General features: G+C 63.5%; 17 protein-coding genes. 12 read left to right on the top strand and 5 right to left on the bottom strand.

Going from position 1 to position 18468, the window contains the following annotated elements; translation table 11 throughout:
• Window positions 1–164 precede the first annotated feature (164 nt).
• From ACLFLU_RS34515 to ACLFLU_RS34505, 3 genes are all read left to right on the top strand, one after another.
• Complete coding sequence (locus ACLFLU_RS34515) at window positions 165–470, top strand: DUF1244 domain-containing protein (RefSeq protein ID WP_426409150.1); 306 nt, start codon at window positions 165–167, stop codon at window positions 468–470.
• 198 nt (window positions 471–668) lie between these two features.
• Window positions 669–941, top strand: coding sequence for a DUF2312 domain-containing protein (locus ACLFLU_RS34510; RefSeq protein ID WP_008546273.1), 273 nt, complete (start codon window positions 669–671; stop codon window positions 939–941).
• Between the two features lie 84 nt (window positions 942–1025).
• Complete coding sequence (locus ACLFLU_RS34505) at window positions 1026–2780, top strand: adenylate/guanylate cyclase domain-containing protein (RefSeq protein ID WP_426409149.1); 1755 nt, start codon at window positions 1026–1028, stop codon at window positions 2778–2780.
• Window positions 2781–2862: 82 nt separating this feature from the next.
• On the opposite strand, the gene rnk is transcribed toward ACLFLU_RS34505, so the two are convergent.
• A complete protein-coding gene (gene rnk, locus ACLFLU_RS34500) occupies window positions 2863–3282 on the bottom strand; it encodes a nucleoside diphosphate kinase regulator (protein ID WP_426409148.1) in 420 nt (139 codons plus the stop codon).
• 18 nt (window positions 3283–3300) lie between these two features.
• A complete protein-coding gene (locus ACLFLU_RS34495; RefSeq protein WP_426409147.1) occupies window positions 3301–3906 on the bottom strand; it encodes a GreA/GreB family elongation factor in 606 nt (201 codons plus the stop codon).
• Between the two features lie 278 nt (window positions 3907–4184).
• Between ACLFLU_RS34495 and ACLFLU_RS34490 the strand changes: the two genes are divergently transcribed.
• A complete protein-coding gene (locus ACLFLU_RS34490; RefSeq protein WP_426414130.1) occupies window positions 4185–4610 on the top strand; it encodes a DUF1801 domain-containing protein in 426 nt (141 codons plus the stop codon).
• 907 nt (window positions 4611–5517) lie between these two features.
• Here ACLFLU_RS34490 and ACLFLU_RS34485 read toward each other — a convergent pair.
• From ACLFLU_RS34485 to ACLFLU_RS34475, 3 genes are all read right to left on the bottom strand, one after another.
• Window positions 5518–7137 (bottom strand): DUF882 domain-containing protein, encoded by a 1620-nt coding sequence (locus ACLFLU_RS34485; protein WP_426409146.1) that lies wholly within the window; start codon window positions 7135–7137, stop codon window positions 5518–5520.
• A gap of 272 nt (window positions 7138–7409) precedes the next feature.
• On the bottom strand, window positions 7410–9632 hold the full coding sequence (locus ACLFLU_RS34480; RefSeq protein ID WP_426409145.1) for a L,D-transpeptidase family protein: 2223 nt from the start codon (window positions 9630–9632) through the stop codon (window positions 7410–7412).
• A 348-nt stretch (window positions 9633–9980) separates the two neighbouring features.
• Window positions 9981–11477: a sigma-54-dependent transcriptional regulator gene (locus tag ACLFLU_RS34475; protein ID WP_426409144.1), complete on the bottom strand. Its 1497-nt coding sequence runs from the start codon at window positions 11475–11477 to the stop codon at window positions 9981–9983.
• 127 nt (window positions 11478–11604) lie between these two features.
• Here ACLFLU_RS34475 and ACLFLU_RS34470 point away from each other — a divergent pair, with 127 nt between their 5' ends.
• The 8 genes from ACLFLU_RS34470 to ACLFLU_RS34435 all read left to right on the top strand — a co-directional run bounded on the left by ACLFLU_RS34470 (window position 11605) and on the right by ACLFLU_RS34435 (window position 18430).
• Entirely contained in the window at window positions 11605–13527 is a 1923-nt protein-coding gene (locus tag ACLFLU_RS34470) for a M3 family oligoendopeptidase (RefSeq protein ID WP_426409143.1), read from the top strand.
• A 105-nt stretch (window positions 13528–13632) separates the two neighbouring features.
• Entirely contained in the window at window positions 13633–13857 is a 225-nt protein-coding gene (locus ACLFLU_RS34465; protein ID WP_314960266.1) for an AbrB family transcriptional regulator, read from the top strand.
• Window positions 13858–13869: 12 nt separating this feature from the next.
• Window positions 13870–14265 carry a type II toxin-antitoxin system death-on-curing family toxin gene (locus tag ACLFLU_RS34460; protein WP_426409142.1) on the top strand — a complete coding sequence of 132 codons (396 nt, stop codon included), beginning with the start codon at window positions 13870–13872 and terminating at the stop codon, window positions 14263–14265.
• A gap of 97 nt (window positions 14266–14362) precedes the next feature.
• Window positions 14363–14515, top strand: a complete 153-nt coding sequence (locus ACLFLU_RS34455) for an aa3-type cytochrome c oxidase subunit IV (protein ID WP_008136857.1) — start codon at window positions 14363–14365, stop codon at window positions 14513–14515.
• Window positions 14516–14656: 141 nt separating this feature from the next.
• On the top strand, window positions 14657–15784 hold the full coding sequence (locus tag ACLFLU_RS34450; protein WP_426409141.1) for a Re/Si-specific NAD(P)(+) transhydrogenase subunit alpha: 1128 nt from the start codon (window positions 14657–14659) through the stop codon (window positions 15782–15784).
• An 11-nt stretch (window positions 15785–15795) separates the two neighbouring features.
• Complete coding sequence (locus ACLFLU_RS34445; protein WP_014492434.1) at window positions 15796–16113, top strand: proton-translocating transhydrogenase family protein; 318 nt, start codon at window positions 15796–15798, stop codon at window positions 16111–16113.
• A gap of 39 nt (window positions 16114–16152) precedes the next feature.
• Window positions 16153–17553: an NAD(P)(+) transhydrogenase (Re/Si-specific) subunit beta gene (locus tag ACLFLU_RS34440; protein ID WP_426409140.1), complete on the top strand. Its 1401-nt coding sequence runs from the start codon at window positions 16153–16155 to the stop codon at window positions 17551–17553.
• A gap of 76 nt (window positions 17554–17629) precedes the next feature.
• Window positions 17630–18430: an alpha/beta hydrolase gene (locus tag ACLFLU_RS34435; protein ID WP_426409139.1), complete on the top strand. Its 801-nt coding sequence runs from the start codon at window positions 17630–17632 to the stop codon at window positions 18428–18430.
• Window positions 18431–18468: the final 38 nt, after the last annotated feature.

Genomic DNA, 18468 nt, shown 5'->3' with positions numbered 1-18468 from the left:
GGAAGCTATATCAGATCATTGACGATTTGGCGTAGGGGGCGGGGAACTGCCCCTTGGGCTGCTTCGAGGCCGTTTGCGCCGCGATATGGCAAAATCTGTGACAGGACCCCACCTGATCCCGTAAGGGTGACCAGCAACAAACGGAAAGGCCAAGGGATCCAGCCATGGCAATCGACGACAAAACCAGAACGGAGCTCGAGGCGGCCGCTTTCAGGCGCCTGGTCGATCATTTGAAGACGCGGACGGACGTCCAGAACATCGACCTGATGAATCTCGCCGGCTTCTGCCGCAACTGCCTGTCCAACTGGCTCAAGGACGCCGCCGATGCCCAGGGCGTGAGCTTGAGCAAGGACGAGAGCCGCGAGGCCGTCTATGGCATGCCCTACGAGACCTGGAAGGCGAAGTACCAGGGCGCGGCCAGCCCTGAGCAGCTCGAGGCGATGACGAAGGTCCATCCCCACAGCCACTGAGGGGATGTCCGGGGTGCGCGGCTTGAGTCGCACCACACAACAGCTTTCTTCGCCTCCCCGCAGGAAGGTGTGGGCGCGCTGTGGACGAGCGTGATGCTTGCTTGAACGCAGTCGGCGCCAACCCTAAGGGTTCTCGCAGCACGCGCGGTGAGGATGCCGGCGTCACCTCGTTTTGCCAGTTCCATTGGGAGTACCTAGATGGCCACCTCCGCCGCCGTCCGCGACGATGAGCCCGCGACGAAATTTGCCAAGGACCAGCTCAAATCCATCATCGAGCGCATCGAGCGGCTGGAGGAAGAGAAGAAGGCGATCTCCGACGACATCCGCGACGTCTATGCCGAGAGCAAGGGCAACGGCTACGACGTCAAGGCGCTGCGCACCATCGTGCGCCTGCGCAAGCAGGACCCCAACGAGCGCGCCGAGGCCGAGACGATTCTCGAGACCTACATGCAGGCGCTGGGGATGATCTGAGTCCTGACCGGGCTACGGTTGCAGCGCAACCAGCTTGGGCAAAATCCGCTCGTCTGCTAAAGTGCTCGGTGAAGGGACCGAGCAATGGATGTGCCTGGACCTGAGCGCAGGCTCGCAGCGGTCCTCGCGGCTGACATGGTCGGCTTTAGTCGGCTCATGGAGGTCGATGAGGCTGGCACGCTTGCGCGCCTCAAGACCCACCGGATCGAGCTGATCGATCCGGCCATTGCCAAAAATCACGGCCGCATCATCAAGACGACGGGCGACGGCATGCTCGTCGAATTTCATAGCGTCGTCGACGCGGTGCTGTGTGCTGCTGAAATTCAGAGCCGGATGGGGCGACGCAATACCGACGTCCCGCCGCCGCGATGGATACAATTCCGCATCGGCATCAATCTGGGTGACGTGATCGTCGACCAGAACGATATTTTCGGCGACGGCGTCAACGTCGCGGCGCGGTTGGAGGCACTGGCCGAGCCTGGGGGTATCTGCATCTCGAGCGCGGTGCGCGACCAACTCGGCCAGCGCCTCGATGGTGTTGAATTCGAGGATATCGGCGAGCAGAACGTCAAGAACATCGTCCGTCCTATCCGCGTCTACCGGATTCGATTGGAGGATGGGCCAGCAAGCACGACGGGCGCCGCAAAGGCGGCGGGCAAATCGAAGAAGCCGTCCATCGCCGTGCTGCCCTTCGCCAACATGAGCGGCGACCCGGAGCAGGAGTTCTTTGCGGATGGCTTGACCGAAGACATCATCACCGAGCTTTCACGCTTCCACGACCTGTTGGTGATCTCGCGCAACTCGGCCTTCGTGTACAAAGGCAAGGCGGTCAAGGTGCAGGACGTCGGCCGCGAATTCGGCGTCGATTATGTCATCGAGGGCAGTGTGCGAAAGGCCGGAGATCGCGTCCGCGTTACCGTGCAGCTCATCGATGCGGAAACCGACCGGCACATTTGGGCCGAACGCTACGACGGCGAGATCAAGGACATCTTCGCTATCCAGGACGAGATGACCCGGGCGATCGCCGCCACGTTGCCCGGCCGCGTCGAGGCGGCCACGCAAGATCGGGCGAACCGCAAGCCCACGGACAACATGGCGGCTTATGAATGCGTGCTGGCCGCCAAGGTCCTGCACCATCGCTCCAATCGCGAAGACAATGCGCGGGCGCAACTTCTGCTCGACAGGGCGCTCGAACTCGACGCGAATTATGCGCACGCACATGCGTGGAAGGCGTGTGTCCTGGGCCAGACCTGGGTCTATAGCTGGTGCGCGGATCGCGATGCCACCTTCGAACAGGTGGCTTCAGAGCTGGAGATCGCGCTGGGCCTCGACGACAATGACAGCGACGTCCACCGCATTCTCGCGGCGCTCAATCTGAACCGCGACGACCACGACAAGGCCACCTACCATCAGGAGCGGGCGCTCGCGCTCAACCCGAACTACGACCTGGTCGTGGTGCAACAGGGCGAACTGCTGACCTGGCTGGGCCGGCCGGAAGAGGGCATCGACTGGATCAAGAAGGCGATGCGGCTCAACCCGTATCATCCCGAACGCTTCTGGAGCCATCTTGGGCGCGCCTATTATTGTGCCGAGAAATACGCCGCAGCCGCCGAGGCCTTCTCACGGATCACACGCCCCGATCACACCCATCACGCGTTCCTTGCGGGGATCTTCGCGCAAATGGGCAACGCGGTTGCGGCGGGGGCTCACACGGCGGAAGTCCTCAAGCGCGAGCCGACATTTTCGGTGGCGACCCACCTCGCGACGCAGCACTACAAGCAGGATGTTGATCGTCAACGCTACGAGTCGGGCCTGCTCAAGGCTGGCCTGCCGGTCTGATCCGAAACCCGACGTGACGCTGAGGGACAGATTGTGGCCGCCCACCACCGCCGCGCGAGATAGCTCGCGCGACGAGGGGGTCTCATTCGGACACGGCAAGGACAGTAAGTCCTTTGGCTTCGTTGCCGGGCGCCTGGAAATCAATCCGCTGTCCCGCAGACAGCCCAATAAGGGCCGCTCCGACGGGCGTGAGGATCGAGACACGATTGCGTTCGATGTTCGCCTCGTGCGGATAGACCAGCACGATTGTTCGGGTCGCGCCAGATTCCTCATCCCGGTAGGTCGCCTCGGAGCCCATCCTGATGACCCCATGCAAATCCGTCTCGGTCGGGACCACGGTCGCACGATCCAGTTCCCGAGCCAGAAACTGAGCGACACGTGGAAAGAGCTCCATCGTTGAGTCCGCGAGCGCGGTGAGGCGCCGCAGATCGTCTTCACTGACCCTGATTGATGGAAGCGCAAGCTCTTTGTTGCCGGCGACGTTCGTTTCAAGATTGTTCAATGTGCTTCTCCTTTCTTATTAGGCGGCCGTCGGTCCCGGATCGTCGCCGGGCGATGATGGTCCCGCGGTTGTGAAACGCGGAAACAAGGGCACAACATTCGGCCCCGATTGACTCACGCTCTGCACAGTTACGAGGTTGAGGCATCCTGCGACGGGGTAGGGCATCCGATCGCCCTCTCGCAGCCCGAGAAGGGCCGCGCCTAACGGCGACAGGACCGAGATGCGCGATGGATCGGGCGAGCATTCGTCGGGCCAAACCAATTGCACGGTGCGAGGTGGAACACCCCAGTTTATCCAGTAAGTGACCCATGATCCGGGGGTGACCAGGGATGCGACCTCGCTTGCTTCGTCGGGTATGATCTTGGCCCGCTCGATTTCGCCTGCGAGGAAGATCCCGGTCGCATCCCCCTGTTGAGCCGCGACGCGTGCGAGCTTTTCCAGGCGGGGATAGTCGGATGCGGCGAGTGTGATTTTCGGAAGCGGCTGCACGACAAACTCCTTCTGCTTCAACGAGCCGACCTTGGTCGGTAAGTCAAAAAGCTTGGAAAAGAGCCCGGACGGCGCGACAGCCGTCCGGCTAACCGCCTGCTTGAAGGCGACCGGCGTGCAGACCAAACCGCGCAATGCGCGGATCAATGTCGACGAAATAGGTCATGACAGGATCAAGTATAGGTATCGGTTGCTCCAGATGCATTGCGGCGAAACCGCACAGCCTGGAAAGGACGTTGTCATGTTTGATCGCTGCCGGAAGCGAAGCAGCTACCGCAGCGTCTACGGAGGGCTATGCCCTGACAGAGAGCCGATCGAACGCCGTCAAAGCGCTCGTCGGCTGGTCCCGGATTGCGTTACGTTCGATCCGGGCTACAAATTACGCGTCACTTCGTTTGTGAATGGAGACCGCCGTGACTGCACCGCTGCTGCCGCGCGAGGTGAACCGTGCGTTCGGTGCTTTTCCGGCGCCGATCGGCAAGCGGCTGCTTCGGGTGCGCGACCTGATCTTCGCGACCGCTGCAGCGCATGAGGGTGTCGGCCGGATCACAGAGACGCTCAAATGGGGCGAGCCTGCTTACCTGACTGACGAGACCGGCAGCGGCTCAACCATCCGGCTCGGGCGCGTGAAAAACTCCGAGCACGCCGCGATTCTGTTCAACTGCAAGACGACGTTGGTCGATACCTTTCGCGAGCGCTTTCCCGATCAGTTCGAGTACCGGCAGACCAGGGCGTTGCTGTTACCGGTGTCGGGCAAGCTGCCGAAGCAGGAGCTGTCGATCTGCCTGTCGCTGGCGCTGACGTATCATCTGGATCGGCGGGGCAGGAAGGCGCGGTAAAAGCTGCGGGGTTCGACACTGTAGTCTTGGACATGGCGAGCACGCCATTGCGCCGGTCCGGCACGCGGTCTCAATCCGCAAGATTGTCGGTCTCGTCTCAATTGCCGCGTCGTCAGCGTTTGGAGTCTCGCCGGGCCTGCGCCCGCTTGTTGGCCTGCGAGACCCTTCCGACTTTTTCCGGTGGAAGTTTCTTGATCCGGCGACGGCTTGGGATGGACCGCATCCCGTCATGCGAAGTTGGGGTCGTTTGCGGTCGAGAAAACTGACGTGCCCGACGAAGTGCTAACGCCCGTCGCGCCGCTTCCCCGAGTTCCCGTCGTGCCTCAAACTTTCGGATGCGCCTCAGCTCGTTCTTAACGCGCTTGATGGCGGCAGCGAAGACCGATTGGCGTCGGTTTGCGTGCTCTGCCGTTCCGGAGAAACTATTGCCGCGCGGGTCGGCTGTTCCCTTTGTTTCGCGGCGTCGATGCCGCGACAATGTGCGCTCCCTGTCGCGCAGATCCCGAAGGCGGGCGCGTAGGCTCTCAAGTCCATCGCGCCCCATCTCTCCAACCACGGGATGGTGCGTACTCAATATGACTTCGCGCTCGTCGTGGTTCAGAAGGCTGAGTTCAGACATGCATGGAACCGACATCACACGCTCCCTTCTGGGATCTTCGCGCATTGCCACATTACCCGTTCAGAATGCGCGGCGATACCGGGTGATTACCCGTTGGAAGTGGGGGAATCCTCCTTAGTGCATATGCGCACCAAGCCTGGGCAAAATCCGTTCATCTGTCGTCACGGACAAGCGAACATAGTGCGCGCGCACCAGGCCGGGATGACACTGAGGATGTGGCGCTGTCATGCCCCCGGATTACGCTGTGCACCCTACGGGCTACGACACTGTGTTCGTGGAAATACCGCCTCAGCGCAGCGCGGCGGTGTGCACGACGAACGACGTCGTCTCGAGCTTGGCGGTGGCGCTGCCCGAGAAACTGTCGCAGGACAGGCCCTGCATCGGATCGTCGGCAAAGCCCATCGCGACCACGGTCCGCGGCTTGACGAAATAGGACCGCATCGCGGCCATATCCAGCTCGCCCATCAGTGTCACCGACATCGCGCGGCTCGCGCTCGGCGATAGCATCACGATCTTGAGCCAGATGCTCTCGCCCTTGGCGGCGGAGAGCCGGGTCGCGGTGGCGATCATGCCGTCGGTGCTCTTGCCGACGACTGTGTTGATCTCGGTGGCCGTCGCGGAATTGCGCGCCGCGGACACCGGGCGCACGCCGCGCGGGATCGGCGCGGAGGCGGCGACGACCTTGGCGCGATCAACCGGGGAGGCGGAAGCCGGCGCATAGGCCAGTGCCTGATAAGCGGCGTTGGAGACGCTCGCGGTCGGCTGCGGGTCGGTAGCGGCGGCAAGCGCTTGGCGGGCCCTCAGGGCCGCGACCTGGGCGGGCGTCGCCTGCTGCGGCGTGGCGGGTGCATCCCAGAAGCCGCGGGCATTGATGATGTCGGCCGGGGTCTCGGGCTTTCCGTCAGCAGATTTTCCGGCAGCCGGCTTGTCAGCCACGGGCGCGGGCTTTGGCTTGGGCGGTACAACGAGCTGCGCATCGGCCGAAGCGAGCTGGATCGCGGCGGCGACTGACGGCTTGGCGCGGGGCGTCGGGACCGGATCGGCCGGCTTGGCGGCGGCTGCAACCACGGTGGGTGCCGCCGGCTTCTCGGCCGCGCCCTCGTCGTCCTCGTCGCTGCTGGCAGGGGCCGACTTGCCCTTGAACAACGCGGCGAAGAAGCCCGGCTTGCTGGCGCCGTCGTCGCCGCTGCCGCGCCGCTCGATGTCGGCCTTGGCGAGCTCGTAACCCTTCAGCGGCGTGCCGTCGGTCGGGACGTGGACCGTGCGGCCGTCCGGGAAGACGCGGACGAGCTGGTCATGCGTCATGCGCGGCCAATGCCGGATGCTGCCGGTGTCGAGATGCACGAAGGGCGAGCCGGAGGTCGGGTAGAAGCCGACGCCGCCGCGCTGCAAGCGCAGGCCGGCGAAGCGGATCTGCTCCAGCGGCACGCCGGGAATGTAGAAATCCATCGCATGGCCCAGCATGTGCTGGCTGAAGCGCGCCACACCCGAGGAGCGGCGGCGGAGCATGGCGTTGGTGGCGGGGGAGCGGTAGGAGGAGATGATCTGGATCGGCTGCTTGCCGTCGACGTCGCGATAGACTTCCCAGAGGATATCGAAGAGGTGACGGTCCATGACCGTCTCGTCCTGGGTGCGCCAGTCGCGCAGGAAGTGGTTCAGCGTCTTCAGCGCGGCTTCGTCGTAGCGGCCATCGCGCTTGAAGGTGACGGTGAGATCTTCGCCGGAATGGGTATGGTGGAAGGAGAGCGTCTTGGTTTCATTCAGCGCCGCGGCGTTATGGACCGAACCGGCAGCCGCAAGCAGCACCAGCGAGGCGAGGCCGATCCGAGATCCGACCTTCACTCCCGCATGGGACAACGACACCGCAGCAAATTGGCGTGCGAAACCAGCCAGCACGTATGAGCCCACCCAGTCGACGAGCGTTCAAAATGGACTCTCCCGCCAACCCCGTAAGCGCGCGAAAGAGGGTGAACGCTTTGTTAAAACGAGAAGGTTAATTCGAGGTTGACCTTCCCGCCCCCAAACCAAGTCAGACTACGATCCTAAACGGCTGAGTGTGGCGAAAAAACGCCCTCTGCCCGAGCAGGGGGCGAGAATGGTTAACGTTAAGCGATCCCATCTCGGCGACGGGATCGCTGATTTTATTGAAGAATTTCAGGAGGCGAGGCGCCGAGCGCGGCTCAGCGGGTGAATACCCGCTGAGGCCGGCGACCGACCGGAGCCGGCGGCGGGGTTGGTGCCCCAAAAAGCCGCTCGAAGAAGTTCGGACCGGACGAGCCGAAGCCGCCACCATTGTTGGCCACCGCCACGCCGGACGGCAGCGTCGTCGCCGGCCGCGAATAGCTCGGCTGCGAGTGAGCGACGACGTTCTCGAGGTCCTTGCCGCGGCTGTTCTTCAGGATGTTGATCATGGACGCGTCGCGGCCGTAGACGTCCTTGCGGAATTGCAGCTTGCCGCCGTCGTCCACGAACGCGGTCTGATAGGTGATGTTGACCGGGATCGGCGTCGGGAATTTCAGGTCGATCTCACCCGAGCCGTACATGCCGCGAATACGCTCCGGCGTGTACTTCTCGTTCGGCATGGCGATGTTGAGCAGCACGGAGGCGTACTGATCCGGATTCTGCACGCGCATGCAGCCGTGGCTGAAGGCGCGCTCGTCCTTGGCGAACAGGTACTTGTCCGGCGTGTCGTGCTGATAGACCAGGAACTTGTTTGGGAAGTTGAAGCGGATGCGGCCGAGCGCGTTGGCTTCGCCGGGCGGCTGCGAGATGTGCACCGAGCCGTCGCGGTTCTGCTCGAGCTTCAGGCCCATGCGCTGAAGCACGGTCGGGTCCTGCTGCAGCGCCGGCAGATATTCGCCATAAACGATCGACGGCGGCACGTTCCAGGTCGGGTTGACCGTGATGTACTTCATCGTCTCGGTCAGCAGTGGCGTCGCATGCTGGCCCGGCTTGCCGGTGACGACGCGGGTGGTCCAGACCTGCTGGCCGCGCTGCATCACCTTCAGCGTGTAGTCGGGAATGTTGAGGATGACATAGGCATCACCCAGCGAGGGCACGCCGAGGTCGCGCGGCAGCCAGCGCCAGCGCTCCATGTTCACCAGCACGGTATCGATCTGCTTGTCACGCTTCGGGCTGTTCAGCGCCTTCACGGTCGGTGCGTCGAGCACACCGGTCGCCTTCATGTCGGCGCCGTCCTGGAATTTGCGCACGGCTTCGGCAACCGTGGCGTCATAGTGATCGTCGCTGGCGTTCTCGGTGATGCCGAGCTTGGCGCGAAGCTGCACCACGCGCGGATCCTGCACCACGACTTCCGCCTGCTTCTTGCCCTTGGCAGGCGTGTACTTCAGCGCCGGACCGTCGGTGATCTCGATCACCGGGCCGTCGCCCTGGCCGCGTAGCTGCGCGAGCTTCGCCTTCAGATCCTTGTAGAGCTTCTGCGGTGGATTGTAGCTGTCGAGCGCTGCGGAGGCGTCGGTTGCGGTCGTGACCTTGGTGAGCACTTCGCTCGGATCGACCGGATGCTCGGGATAGAGGATGTCGGCGCTGACCTGGGACCAGTGCATGCGGCCGCTCTGCGCCTGGCGCGCATAGTCGAACATGCTGGCGGTGAGCTTCAGCTCGGCGTCGGCCAGCGCATCGGGCGTCGTGGCGGCGGCGAAATCCGGCACCGGATAGTCGGCGGGATTGAGACCGTCGGAGGCCGCATCCTTCAGCCGCGCGATCACACCCTTGGCCGCGGCCGTCAGGCTGCCGGCTTGCGTCCAGACCGGCGCGAAGTCACGGGCGCCATAAAACTTCTCGACGGCGGCGCGCTCGTTCTTGCGGTCGAAATGACGCGAGGTCTTGGCGCCGATGATGTCCTTGATCTTGTCGGCGACCGGCTGGTCGGCGGCCGGAACGTTGCTCGCGGCCTTCACCGGCTCGGCGGCCGGGGTGACCGCAACGGCGGGGGCTGCGGGAGCAGCCGGTGCCGCGGCGGTGTCAGCCTTCGCTGGTTCAGATTTGGCGGGCTCGGTCGTCGCAGGCTCTGTCTTGGCCGTCTCGCTCTTCGGCGCTTCAGCTGCGGGCGGCGTGGTGGCGACGTCAGAGGGCTTGGTCTCGACCTTGTCGGCGGCTGGAGCTGCCTCGGCCTTCACGGGTTCCTTCGCAGTTTCCTTGGCGGCTTCCTTCGGCGCGTCCTGGACGGTGGCGGTGGTGTCGAGCTTGATGTCGGCTGCGGTCGGGGGCGGGACGTTTGCAGGCTCGGGGCGCGGGATTGCGGCTTCGATCGCAAGTTCGGCAGCGCTGCTGCGCGCCTGATCCTGCGCCAGCGCCGAGCCGGCCGATACCGTGAGGAAGGTCGCTGCGACCGTCGCCAAAACGCGGTCAAGGCCTGCACGGTGGTTCAAACAGTCACGCATTGTGTCGCACCCCTTGGGTGAACTGTCCCCTGTGGAACAGCTTTCGTTATCGCCTAATTGAGTTTCGGCTAAATCGTGCCGGCCTCTTGAAAGTTGCACGCCTGCACGCAACGATTCATACGCAGACGATATACAGGCCCCGTTTTTGCGGCCAGCGCTACTCGGGACAACTCACGACAAACTGACTTCAACACAGGCCGTTTTGCAACGGATTGTGCGCTTTCATCACGCGCTTTTCCCGGTGTCTGTCACTTCCAAGTCACGGTTCGGCTTGCTGCCGAATTTTGCCGTAATTCAACGGGTTGCGGGCGCAATGTCGGGCCGCGCGAATCTCCGTTCGCATCAGGTTCAGTGCGTCTCCTCACCGCTTTTCCCGCCATGTCCGGGAACCCCGGCTTCGTCGAGTTTGCGGTAGAGCGTGGACCTGCCGATTTTGAGGCGACGCGCCACTTCGGACATCTGTCCGCGGTAGTGCGAGATCGCGAATCGGATGATCTCGTTCTCCATGTCTTCCAGCGGGCGAACATCGCCGTTGGGGGTCAACATCGAGAGAGCCCCTGCCAGAGGCAGCGGCGCGATCGGTATATCATTACCCGACACCACCGAGGGCGCTGCGATCGGCTCGATCATCAGCGGCGCGGTCGGAATCTCCGTTGCGGTGTGCGGATGGGAGGCTACCAGCGGGAAATCGTCGAGACCGAGCTGGTCGCCCTCGCTCATCACCACCGCGCGGTAGACCGCGTTTTCGAGCTGGCGGATGTTGCCGGGCCAGTCGAGCTGGGCGAGATGCGCCATGGCCTCGCCGCTGACGCCGGAAATCGGGCGGTTCTCCTCGGCGGCAAAGCGCGCCAGGAAATGCCGCAGGAGATGCGGGATGTCCTCACGCCGGGCCCTGAGCGACGGGATCGTCAGCGGCAGCACGTGCAGGCGGTAGAACAAATCTTCGCGGAAGTGCCCCTGCTTGACCCGCTCCAGGAGCTTGCGATTGGTCGCTGAGATGATGCGGACGTCGACCTTCACGGGCTTGCGGCCGCCGACGGCCTCGACGGCGCCTTCCTGCAGGGCGCGGAGCAATTTGACCTGCGCAGTCAGCGGCAGCTCGCTGACCTCGTCCAGAAACAGCGTGCCGCCATGGGCCTCGAGGAACTTGCCGGTATGCCGCTCGGTCGCGCCGGTGAACGCGCCCTTCTCGTGGCCGAACAGGATGGACTCGACGAGGTTGTCGGGGATCGCGCCGCAATTGACTGCGACAAAGGGCTTTGCCTTGCGCTCGCCGCTGCCGTGGATGGCGCGCGCGAACATCTCCTTGCCGACGCCGGACTCGCCTTCGATCAACACCGGGATCGAGGAGTTCGCCGCCTTCTGGGCCGCACGCATCACCGGCGCCATCGCTTCGGCGCGCGTGATGATGTCGGAGAAGGTCAGCCGGCCCTCGCGGCTGTGACGGATGCGTTGCAATTCGCCCTTGAGCGCGGAGGCGTTAAGCGCGTTGCGCAATGAGACCTGGAGCCGCTCCAGGCCGACCGGCTTGACCACGAAATCGGCAGCGCCGGCGCGCATCGCCGAGATCACGTTGTCGATGCCGCCATGGGCGGTCTGCACGATGACGGGGACGCTGAGGCCCGCCTCGCGGATTTTCGCCAGCACGCCCATGCCGTCGAGGCCGGGCATGACGAGATCGAGGATCACGGCGTCGATCGCTGGTGCATCGGGGGCAGTGAGGGCTGCGATCGCAGCGTCGCCGGACTCGACGACGATCGTCTCATAGCCGCATTTCTGCACCATGTTCTCGACCAGACGGCGGGCTACGGCGTCGTCGTCGGCGATCAAAATACTGGCAGCCATGGTGCTCCCCGCACGCTACTACTATCTGTCTCGAATCGGGTCACTCTGGCCGAAGCCGATTAACGCACTCTTAAACCTTGATGCCCCCGCCCGCCGCAGCGTTTGTTGAACACAGGTTTCCCACACAATGACTTCGCGCTCCAAGACTGCTCTCAAAAAGACTGCTCCTGAAAAGACTGCGCTTAAGAAGCCTGCTCTCCGCAAGCCAGCTGCCAAGCAATCCGCCGCTAAGAAATCTGCCGTCAAGGCAAAGCCCTCCAAACCCGCGAGCAAGACTGGCAAGCTTCCGGAGTGGAACCTTGCCGATCTCTATTCCGGGATCGATGCGCCGGAAGTGGCGCGCGATCTCGAAACGATGGATGCCGATTGCGTCGCGTTCGAGACGGACTACAAGGGCAAGCTCGCAACAGGCACAGCAAACGAAGATGGCGGAAAATGGCTCGCGGAAGCCGTGCGACGTTATGAGGCGATCGACGATCTCGCCGGCCGTCTCGGCTCTTATGCCGGCCTCGTCCACGCCGGCGACAGCGTTGATCCCAAGATATCAAAGTTTTACGGCGACGTTTCCGAGCGGCTGACGGCGGCGTCGACGCATCTTCTGTTCTTCGCGCTCGAGCTCAACCGCGTCGATGACGATATTTTGAACCGCGCGATGCAAGCCGCCGAGCTTGCGCATTATCGTCCGTGGATCGAGGATCTGCGTAAGGAGAAGCCGTATCAGCTCGACGACAAGCTCGAGCAGCTCTTCCTCGAGAAGGCGCAAACCGGCTATTCGGCCTTCAACCGATTGTTCGACCAGACCATCTCCAGCCTGCGCTTCAAGGTCGGGCCTAAGGAGCTCGCGATCGAGCCGACGCTGAATTTCCTGCAGGATCGCGACGGCGCCAAGCGCAAGGCTGCGGCGGAAGCTTTGGCGAAAACCTTCAAGGCCAGTGAGCGTACCTTCGCGCTGATCACCAACACGCTCGCCAAGGACAAGGACATCTCCGACCGCTGGCGCGGTTTCAAGGATGTCGCGGACTCCCGCCATTTGAACAATCGCGTCGAGCGCGAGGTGGTGGATGCGCTGGTCGCCTCGGTCCGCGCGGCCTATCCAAAATTGTCGCATCGCTACTACGCACTCAAGGCGAAGTGGTTCGGCAAGAAGCGGCTGGCTTATTGGGACCGCAACGCGCCGCTGCCGTTCGCCGCGACCGATACCATCGGCTGGCCCGATGCGCGCAACATGGTGCTGTCGGCCTATCGCGGCTTTTCGCCAAAAATGGCTGACATCGCCGAGCGCTTCTTCACCGACCGCTGGATCGACGCGCCGGTGCGCCCGGGCAAGGCGCCGGGCGCCTTCTCGCATCCGACCACGCCGTCGGCGCACCCTTACGTTCTGATGAACTACCAGGGTAAGCCGCGCGACGTGATGACGCTCGCCCATGAGCTCGGCCACGGCGTGCACCAGGTGCTGGCGGCGAAGAACGGCGCGCTGATGGCGCCGACGCCGCTGACGCTGGCCGAGACCGCCAGCGTGTTCGGCGAGATGCTCACGTTCAGGCGATTGCTGGCGCAGACCAAGAGCGCAAAGCAGCGCCAGGCGCTGCTCGCCGGCAAGGTCGAAGACATGATCAATACCGTGGTGCGGCAAATCGCGTTCTATTCGTTCGAGCGCGCGGTCCACACCGAGCGCAAGAACGGCGAGCTCACCGCGACGCGGCTCGGCGAACTCTGGCTGTCGGTGCAGGGCGAGAGCCTGGGGCCGGCGATCGAGATCAAGGCGGGCTACGAGAACTACTGGATGTACATCCCGCACTTCATCCACTCGCCGTTCTATGTCTACGCCTATGCCTTCGGCGATTGCCTCGTGAACTCGCTCTATGCCGTCTACGAGAACGCGGCCGAAGGTTTTGCCGAGCGCTATCTCGACATGCTCGCCGCGGGCGGCACCAAGCATTATTCCGAGCTGCTGCGGCCGTTCGGGCTCGACGCCAAGGACCCGAAGTTCTGGGACGGCGGGCTCTCGGTCATCGCCGGGATGATCGACGAGCTGGAGGCGATGGGCTGAGGCGCGGAGGACGCCAGTTCCCTCCCTTCGTAAAACATGTGTTGAACCGTTGCCGAGGCGATGTTATACATATGTATAACATCGGAATTTGGTGATGGATCGGCCATGAAGATTGAGATCAAGAAGATCGGGAATTCTGACGGGCTGCTGCTGCCGCGCGAACTCATGCAGCGCCTTGACCTCAAGCGCGGGCAGCAATTGCATATCGTGGAATTGCCGGGAGGCGGTTTTCAACTGCTGCCGTACGATCCCGATTTCGAGCGGACGATGGAAATCGCCGACGATCTCATGGACAAGTATCGCGACACGCTCGCTGCTCTCGCAAAGTAGCTGGCTGCTCGGATGAGCGAGCCCGTGGAGCCCCTCTGGATCACTTACGAGCAGGCGGTCGCAATTCACGGTCGACAACTTCGCCGCTTCGGCGGCGCGGCGGGGCTGCGCGATGAAGGCATGCTGCGCTCCGCACTGGAGCGGCCGATCAACAAATGGCGCTATGAGCAGGCGCCGCTCGACGAACTCGCCGCAGCCTACGCGTTCGGCCTCGCGAAAAACCATGCATTCGTCGACGGAAACAAACGCATTGCCTTCATGGCGATGATGGTCTTTCTGCACCGGAATGCTGTGGCTTTCAGTCCCGATCCGGCGGAAGCGACGACCATCATCCTCTCCCTCGCCGCCGGTGAAGTCAGCGAGCAGAGCCTCGTCCGCTGGATCCGTGACAATCTGAATTCCAAATGACCTGATTTGGCGGAAAACTGTCCGTCCGCGCCGTTGCCCTGCCCGAAGCTTTAAGGTATCCCAGCCTAAGAATTCGACTTTCGACTGGGGACATTCCATGGCTGACCATAGCGAAGTGGCGTACACCACCGCCGACGGCAATGACTACGTTGCCCACGAGCAGACCTATGAGGGTTTCATCAAGCTCGTGAAGTACGGCACGGCCTCGGTCGCGCTTATCGTCATTCTGATGGCGATCTTCCTCACCTAAACGTCTTCGGCGGCTGCCCACGTCTGCGGCGGCAGCTGCCCACTAAATTTGCAAACAAGCCGGTTCCAAAGCCGGTAAGCAACGTTGCGGGAGTAACGCTAAGTTTGTGCGCGCGCTTTTTCCCGCGTCGCCGGAGGGCCTATGAAGATCGCCGTTGCCAAGGAAATCGATCCATCCGAGCCGCGCGTTGCCGCTTCGCCTGACACGGTGAAGAAGTTCAAGGCACTGGGCGCCGAGATCGCCGTCGAGCCGGGCGCCGGCCTCAAATCGGGCCTGCCGGATTCCGAGTTCACCGCTGTGGGCGCCACGGTCAGCGCCGATGCGCTCAAGGACGCCGATATCATCATCAAGGTGAAGCGCCCCGAGGCGTCCGAGCTTTCGCAATACAAGCGCGGCGCGCTCGTCATCGCCATCATGGATCCCTACGGCAACGAGGCCGCGCTGAAGACGATCGCCGATGCCGGCGTCTCCGCCTTCGCGATGGAATTGATGCCCCGTATCACCCGCGCGCAGGTGATGGACGTGCTGTCGTCGCAGGCCAATCTTGCCGGCTACCGTGCCGTGATCGAGGGTGCCGAGGCCTTCGGCCGCGCCTTCCCGATGATGATGACCGCGGCCGGCACCGTGCCTGCCGCCAAGGTGTTCGTGATGGGCGTCGGCGTCGCCGGTCTCCAGGCGATCGCGACCGCGCGCCGTCTCGGCGCCATCGTCACGGCCACCGACGTGCGGCCCGCGACCAAGGAGCAGGTCGAATCGCTCGGCGCAAAATTCCTCGCCGTGGAGGACGAGGAGTTCAAGAACGCGCAGACCGCCGGCGGCTACGCCAAGGAGATGTCCAAGGAGTATCAGGCCAAGCAGGCCGCGCTCACCGCCGAGCACATCAAGAAGCAGGACATCGTCATCACCACCGCTCTGATCCCGGGCCGGCCCGCGCCGATGCTCGTCTCGGGCGAGATGGTCAAGTCGATGAAGCCGGGTTCGGTGCTGGTCGATCTCGCCGTCGAGCGTGGCGGCAATGTCGAGGGCGCCAGGCCGGGCGAGGTCGTCGACCTCGATGGCATCAAGATCGTCGGCTACACCAATGTCGCCGGCCGCGTCGCAGCCTCGGCCTCCAGCCTCTACGCACGCAACCTGTTCTCCTTCATCGAGACCATGGTCGACAAGAAAGAGAAGAAGCTCGCCGTCAACTGGGACGACGAGCTCGTCAAGGCCACAGCGCTAACCAAGGACGGCGCCGTGATCCACCCGAACTTCCAGCCGAAGGTATAAGGAGAGCCGCCATGGAGCATGCCGCACAGGTTGTCGATCCTTTCATCTTCCGGCTGTCGATCTTCGTCCTCGCCGTGTTCGTCGGCTATTTCGTGGTGTGGTCGGTGACGCCTGCACTGCACACGCCGCTGATGAGCGTGACCAACGCGATCTCCTCCGTGATCGTGGTCGGCGCGTTGCTGGCCGGCGGCGTCGCCAACGTCTCGAGCGGTTCGGGCTGGGCGCGCGCCTTCGGCTTCGTCGCGCTGATCTTTGCCTGCATCAACATCTTCGGCGGCTTCCTTGTCACCCAGCGCATGCTGGCGATGTACAAGAAGAAGTCGAAGTAAGCGGCCACCTCGGGCTGATGGGATCAATGGGGACCTGAGATGAGCGCTAATCTCTCTGCATTCTTGTATCTCGTGGCGGGGGTGCTGTTCATCCTGTCGCTGCGCGGGCTGTCGAGCCCGGCATCGTCGCGCCAGGGCAATCTGTTCGGCATGATCGGCATGGCGATCGCGGTCGCGACCACGCTGGCCAACCATCCGCCCGCGGACGGTCTCGCCTGGGTGCTCGTCATCGTCGGCATCGCCATCGGCGGCGCGATCGGTGCGGTGATCGCGCGTCGCGTGCCGATGACCTCGATGCCGGAACTGGTCGCCGCCTTCCACTCGCTGGTCGGCATGGCCGCGGTGCTGGTCGCCGCCGGTGCGTTCTACGCGCCCGAAGCCTTCGACATCGGCACTCCCGGCAACATCCATTCGCAGAGCCTGGTCGAAATGTCGCTCGGCGTCGCCATCGGCGCGCTGACCTTCACCGGCTCGGTGATCGCGTTCCTGAAGCTGTCGGCCCGCATGAGCGGCGCCCCGATCATCCTGCCGTTCCGCCACGTCATCAACATCGCGCTCGCGATCGCGCTCGTCGTCTTCATCGTCGGGCTGGTGATGTCGGGCAGCGCGTTCGACTTCTGGATGATCGTCATCCTGGCGCTGGCGCTCGGCGTGCTCATGATCATCCCGATCGGCGGCGCCGATATGCCGGTCGTCATCTCCATGCTGAACTCCTACTCCGGCTGGGCCGCGGCCGGCATCGGCTTCACGCTGGGCAACTCCGCGCTGATCATCACCGGCGCGCTGGTCGGTTCCTCCGGTGCGATCCTGTCCTACATCATGTGCCATGCGATGAACCGCTCCTTCATCTCCGTCATCCTCGGCGGCTTCGGCGGTGAGACGGCAGCGGCCGGCGGCGGAGCAGGCGGCGAGCAGAAACCGGCCAAGCTCGGCTCGGCGGACGACGCGGCCTTCATCATGAAGAACGCCTCAAAGGTCATCATCGTGCCCGGCTACGGCATGGCGGTGGCACAGGCCCAGCACGCGCTGCGGGAAATGGGCGACATCCTGAAGAAGGAAGGCGTCGAGGTGAAGTACGCCATTCACCCGGTCGCGGGCCGCATGCCCGGCCACATGAACGTGCTGCTGGCCGAGGCCAACGTGCCCTATGACGAGGTGTTCGAACTCGAGGACATCAACTCCGAATTCGCGCAGGCCGACATCGCCTTCGTGATCGGCGCCAACGACGTCACCAACCCGGCGGCCGAAGAGGACAAGACCTCGCCGATCTACGGGATGCCTGTGCTTCAGGTCTGGAAGGCCGGCACGGTGATGTTCATCAAGCGGTCACTGGCGTCGGGTTATGCCGGTATCGACAATCCGCTGTTCTACCGCGACAACACCATGATGCTGCTCGGCGACGCCAAGAAGGTCACCGAGAACATCGTCAAGGCGATGTAGCATCGCGCGGGAACGGCGTGTCAATTGGCGCGCGGTTCATGCGGTGATGTGCGGTTGACGTGAGATTCCAGCCGGCATGACCGTCATCAAGTGGATCGCCATCATTCTTGCGGCCGGCTATCTCGCCGGTCTCGTGCTGCTCTATCTCAGGCAGCGCGACATGCTGTTCCCGATTCCGACCATCGAGCGGACGGCGCCCGCTGCCGCCGGCTTTCCGGAAGCGGAGGAGCACGTCCTGGCGGCCTCCGACGGCGAGAAGGTCATCGTCTGGCACGTGCCGGCGCGGCCCGGCCGCCCTGTGATCCTCTATTTCCACGGCAATGGCGATTTTCTCGCCGGCGCGGTCGGCCGCTTCAAGGCCATCACGGCTGACGGCACCGGTCTCGTCGCGCTGTCCTATCGCGGTTATGCCGGTTCGAGCGGCGCGCCGAGCGAGGACGGCCTGCTGCGTGACGCTGCGGCGGCTTATTCATTCGCGACGGCCCGCTACGAGCCGCAACGCATCATCGCATGGGGCTTCTCGCTCGGGACAGGCGTTGCGGTCGCGATCGCATCAGAACAGGCGATCGGGAAGCTCGTCCTCGAAGCTCCCTACACATCGATCGCCGATGTCGTGGCCCCGCATTACTGGTTCGCTCCGGTCCGCCTTCTGATGCGCGACCAGTTTCATTCCGACCAGCGCATTGCGCGAGTCACAGTGCCGCTGCTGATCATGCACGGCACGGAGGACCGCACCGTGCCGTTCGTGCTCGGCGAGCGGCTGTTTGCATTGGCCCACGAGCCGAAGCGGTTCGTCCGTATTCCCGGCGGTGGCCACGACGATCTCGCCGGCTTCGGGGCCATCGAGATCGCGCGAGAATTCATCAATGGGGGTTGAGGGCTGACGGGCGCGATGTTCTCGCGCATAATCGCCCC

Origin of the sequence: Bradyrhizobium ganzhouense, assembly GCF_049949285.1 — a bacterium.
GTDB lineage: Bacteria > Pseudomonadota > Alphaproteobacteria > Rhizobiales > Xanthobacteraceae > Bradyrhizobium > Bradyrhizobium ganzhouense.
Note: the sequence above shows the minus strand (reverse complement) of the source record. Positions and strands in the feature narration are given on the sequence as shown.

What these genes read in the sequence shown, in the direction of transcription:
- ACLFLU_RS34515 (WP_426409150.1), top strand. Translation starts at nt 165, where the DNA reads ATGGCAATCGACGACAAAACCAGAACGGAGCTCGAGGCGGCCGCTTTC.
- ACLFLU_RS34510 (WP_008546273.1), top strand. Translation starts at nt 669, where the DNA reads ATGGCCACCTCCGCCGCCGTCCGCGACGATGAGCCCGCGACGAAATTT.
- ACLFLU_RS34505 (WP_426409149.1), top strand. Translation starts at nt 1,026, where the DNA reads ATGGATGTGCCTGGACCTGAGCGCAGGCTCGCAGCGGTCCTCGCGGCT.
- ACLFLU_RS34480 (WP_426409145.1), bottom strand. Translation starts at nt 9,632, where the DNA reads ATGCGTGACTGTTTGAACCACCGTGCAGGCCTTGACCGCGTTTTGGCG.
- ACLFLU_RS34475 (WP_426409144.1), bottom strand. Translation starts at nt 11,477, where the DNA reads ATGGCTGCCAGTATTTTGATCGCCGACGACGACGCCGTAGCCCGCCGT.
- ACLFLU_RS34470 (WP_426409143.1), top strand. Translation starts at nt 11,605, where the DNA reads ATGACTTCGCGCTCCAAGACTGCTCTCAAAAAGACTGCTCCTGAAAAG.
- ACLFLU_RS34465 (WP_314960266.1), top strand. Translation starts at nt 13,633, where the DNA reads ATGAAGATTGAGATCAAGAAGATCGGGAATTCTGACGGGCTGCTGCTG.
- ACLFLU_RS34460 (WP_426409142.1), top strand. Translation starts at nt 13,870, where the DNA reads ATGAGCGAGCCCGTGGAGCCCCTCTGGATCACTTACGAGCAGGCGGTC.
- ACLFLU_RS34455 (WP_008136857.1), top strand. Translation starts at nt 14,363, where the DNA reads ATGGCTGACCATAGCGAAGTGGCGTACACCACCGCCGACGGCAATGAC.
- ACLFLU_RS34450 (WP_426409141.1), top strand. Translation starts at nt 14,657, where the DNA reads ATGAAGATCGCCGTTGCCAAGGAAATCGATCCATCCGAGCCGCGCGTT.
- ACLFLU_RS34445 (WP_014492434.1), top strand. Translation starts at nt 15,796, where the DNA reads ATGGAGCATGCCGCACAGGTTGTCGATCCTTTCATCTTCCGGCTGTCG.
- ACLFLU_RS34440 (WP_426409140.1), top strand. Translation starts at nt 16,153, where the DNA reads ATGAGCGCTAATCTCTCTGCATTCTTGTATCTCGTGGCGGGGGTGCTG.
- ACLFLU_RS34435 (WP_426409139.1), top strand. Translation starts at nt 17,630, where the DNA reads ATGACCGTCATCAAGTGGATCGCCATCATTCTTGCGGCCGGCTATCTC.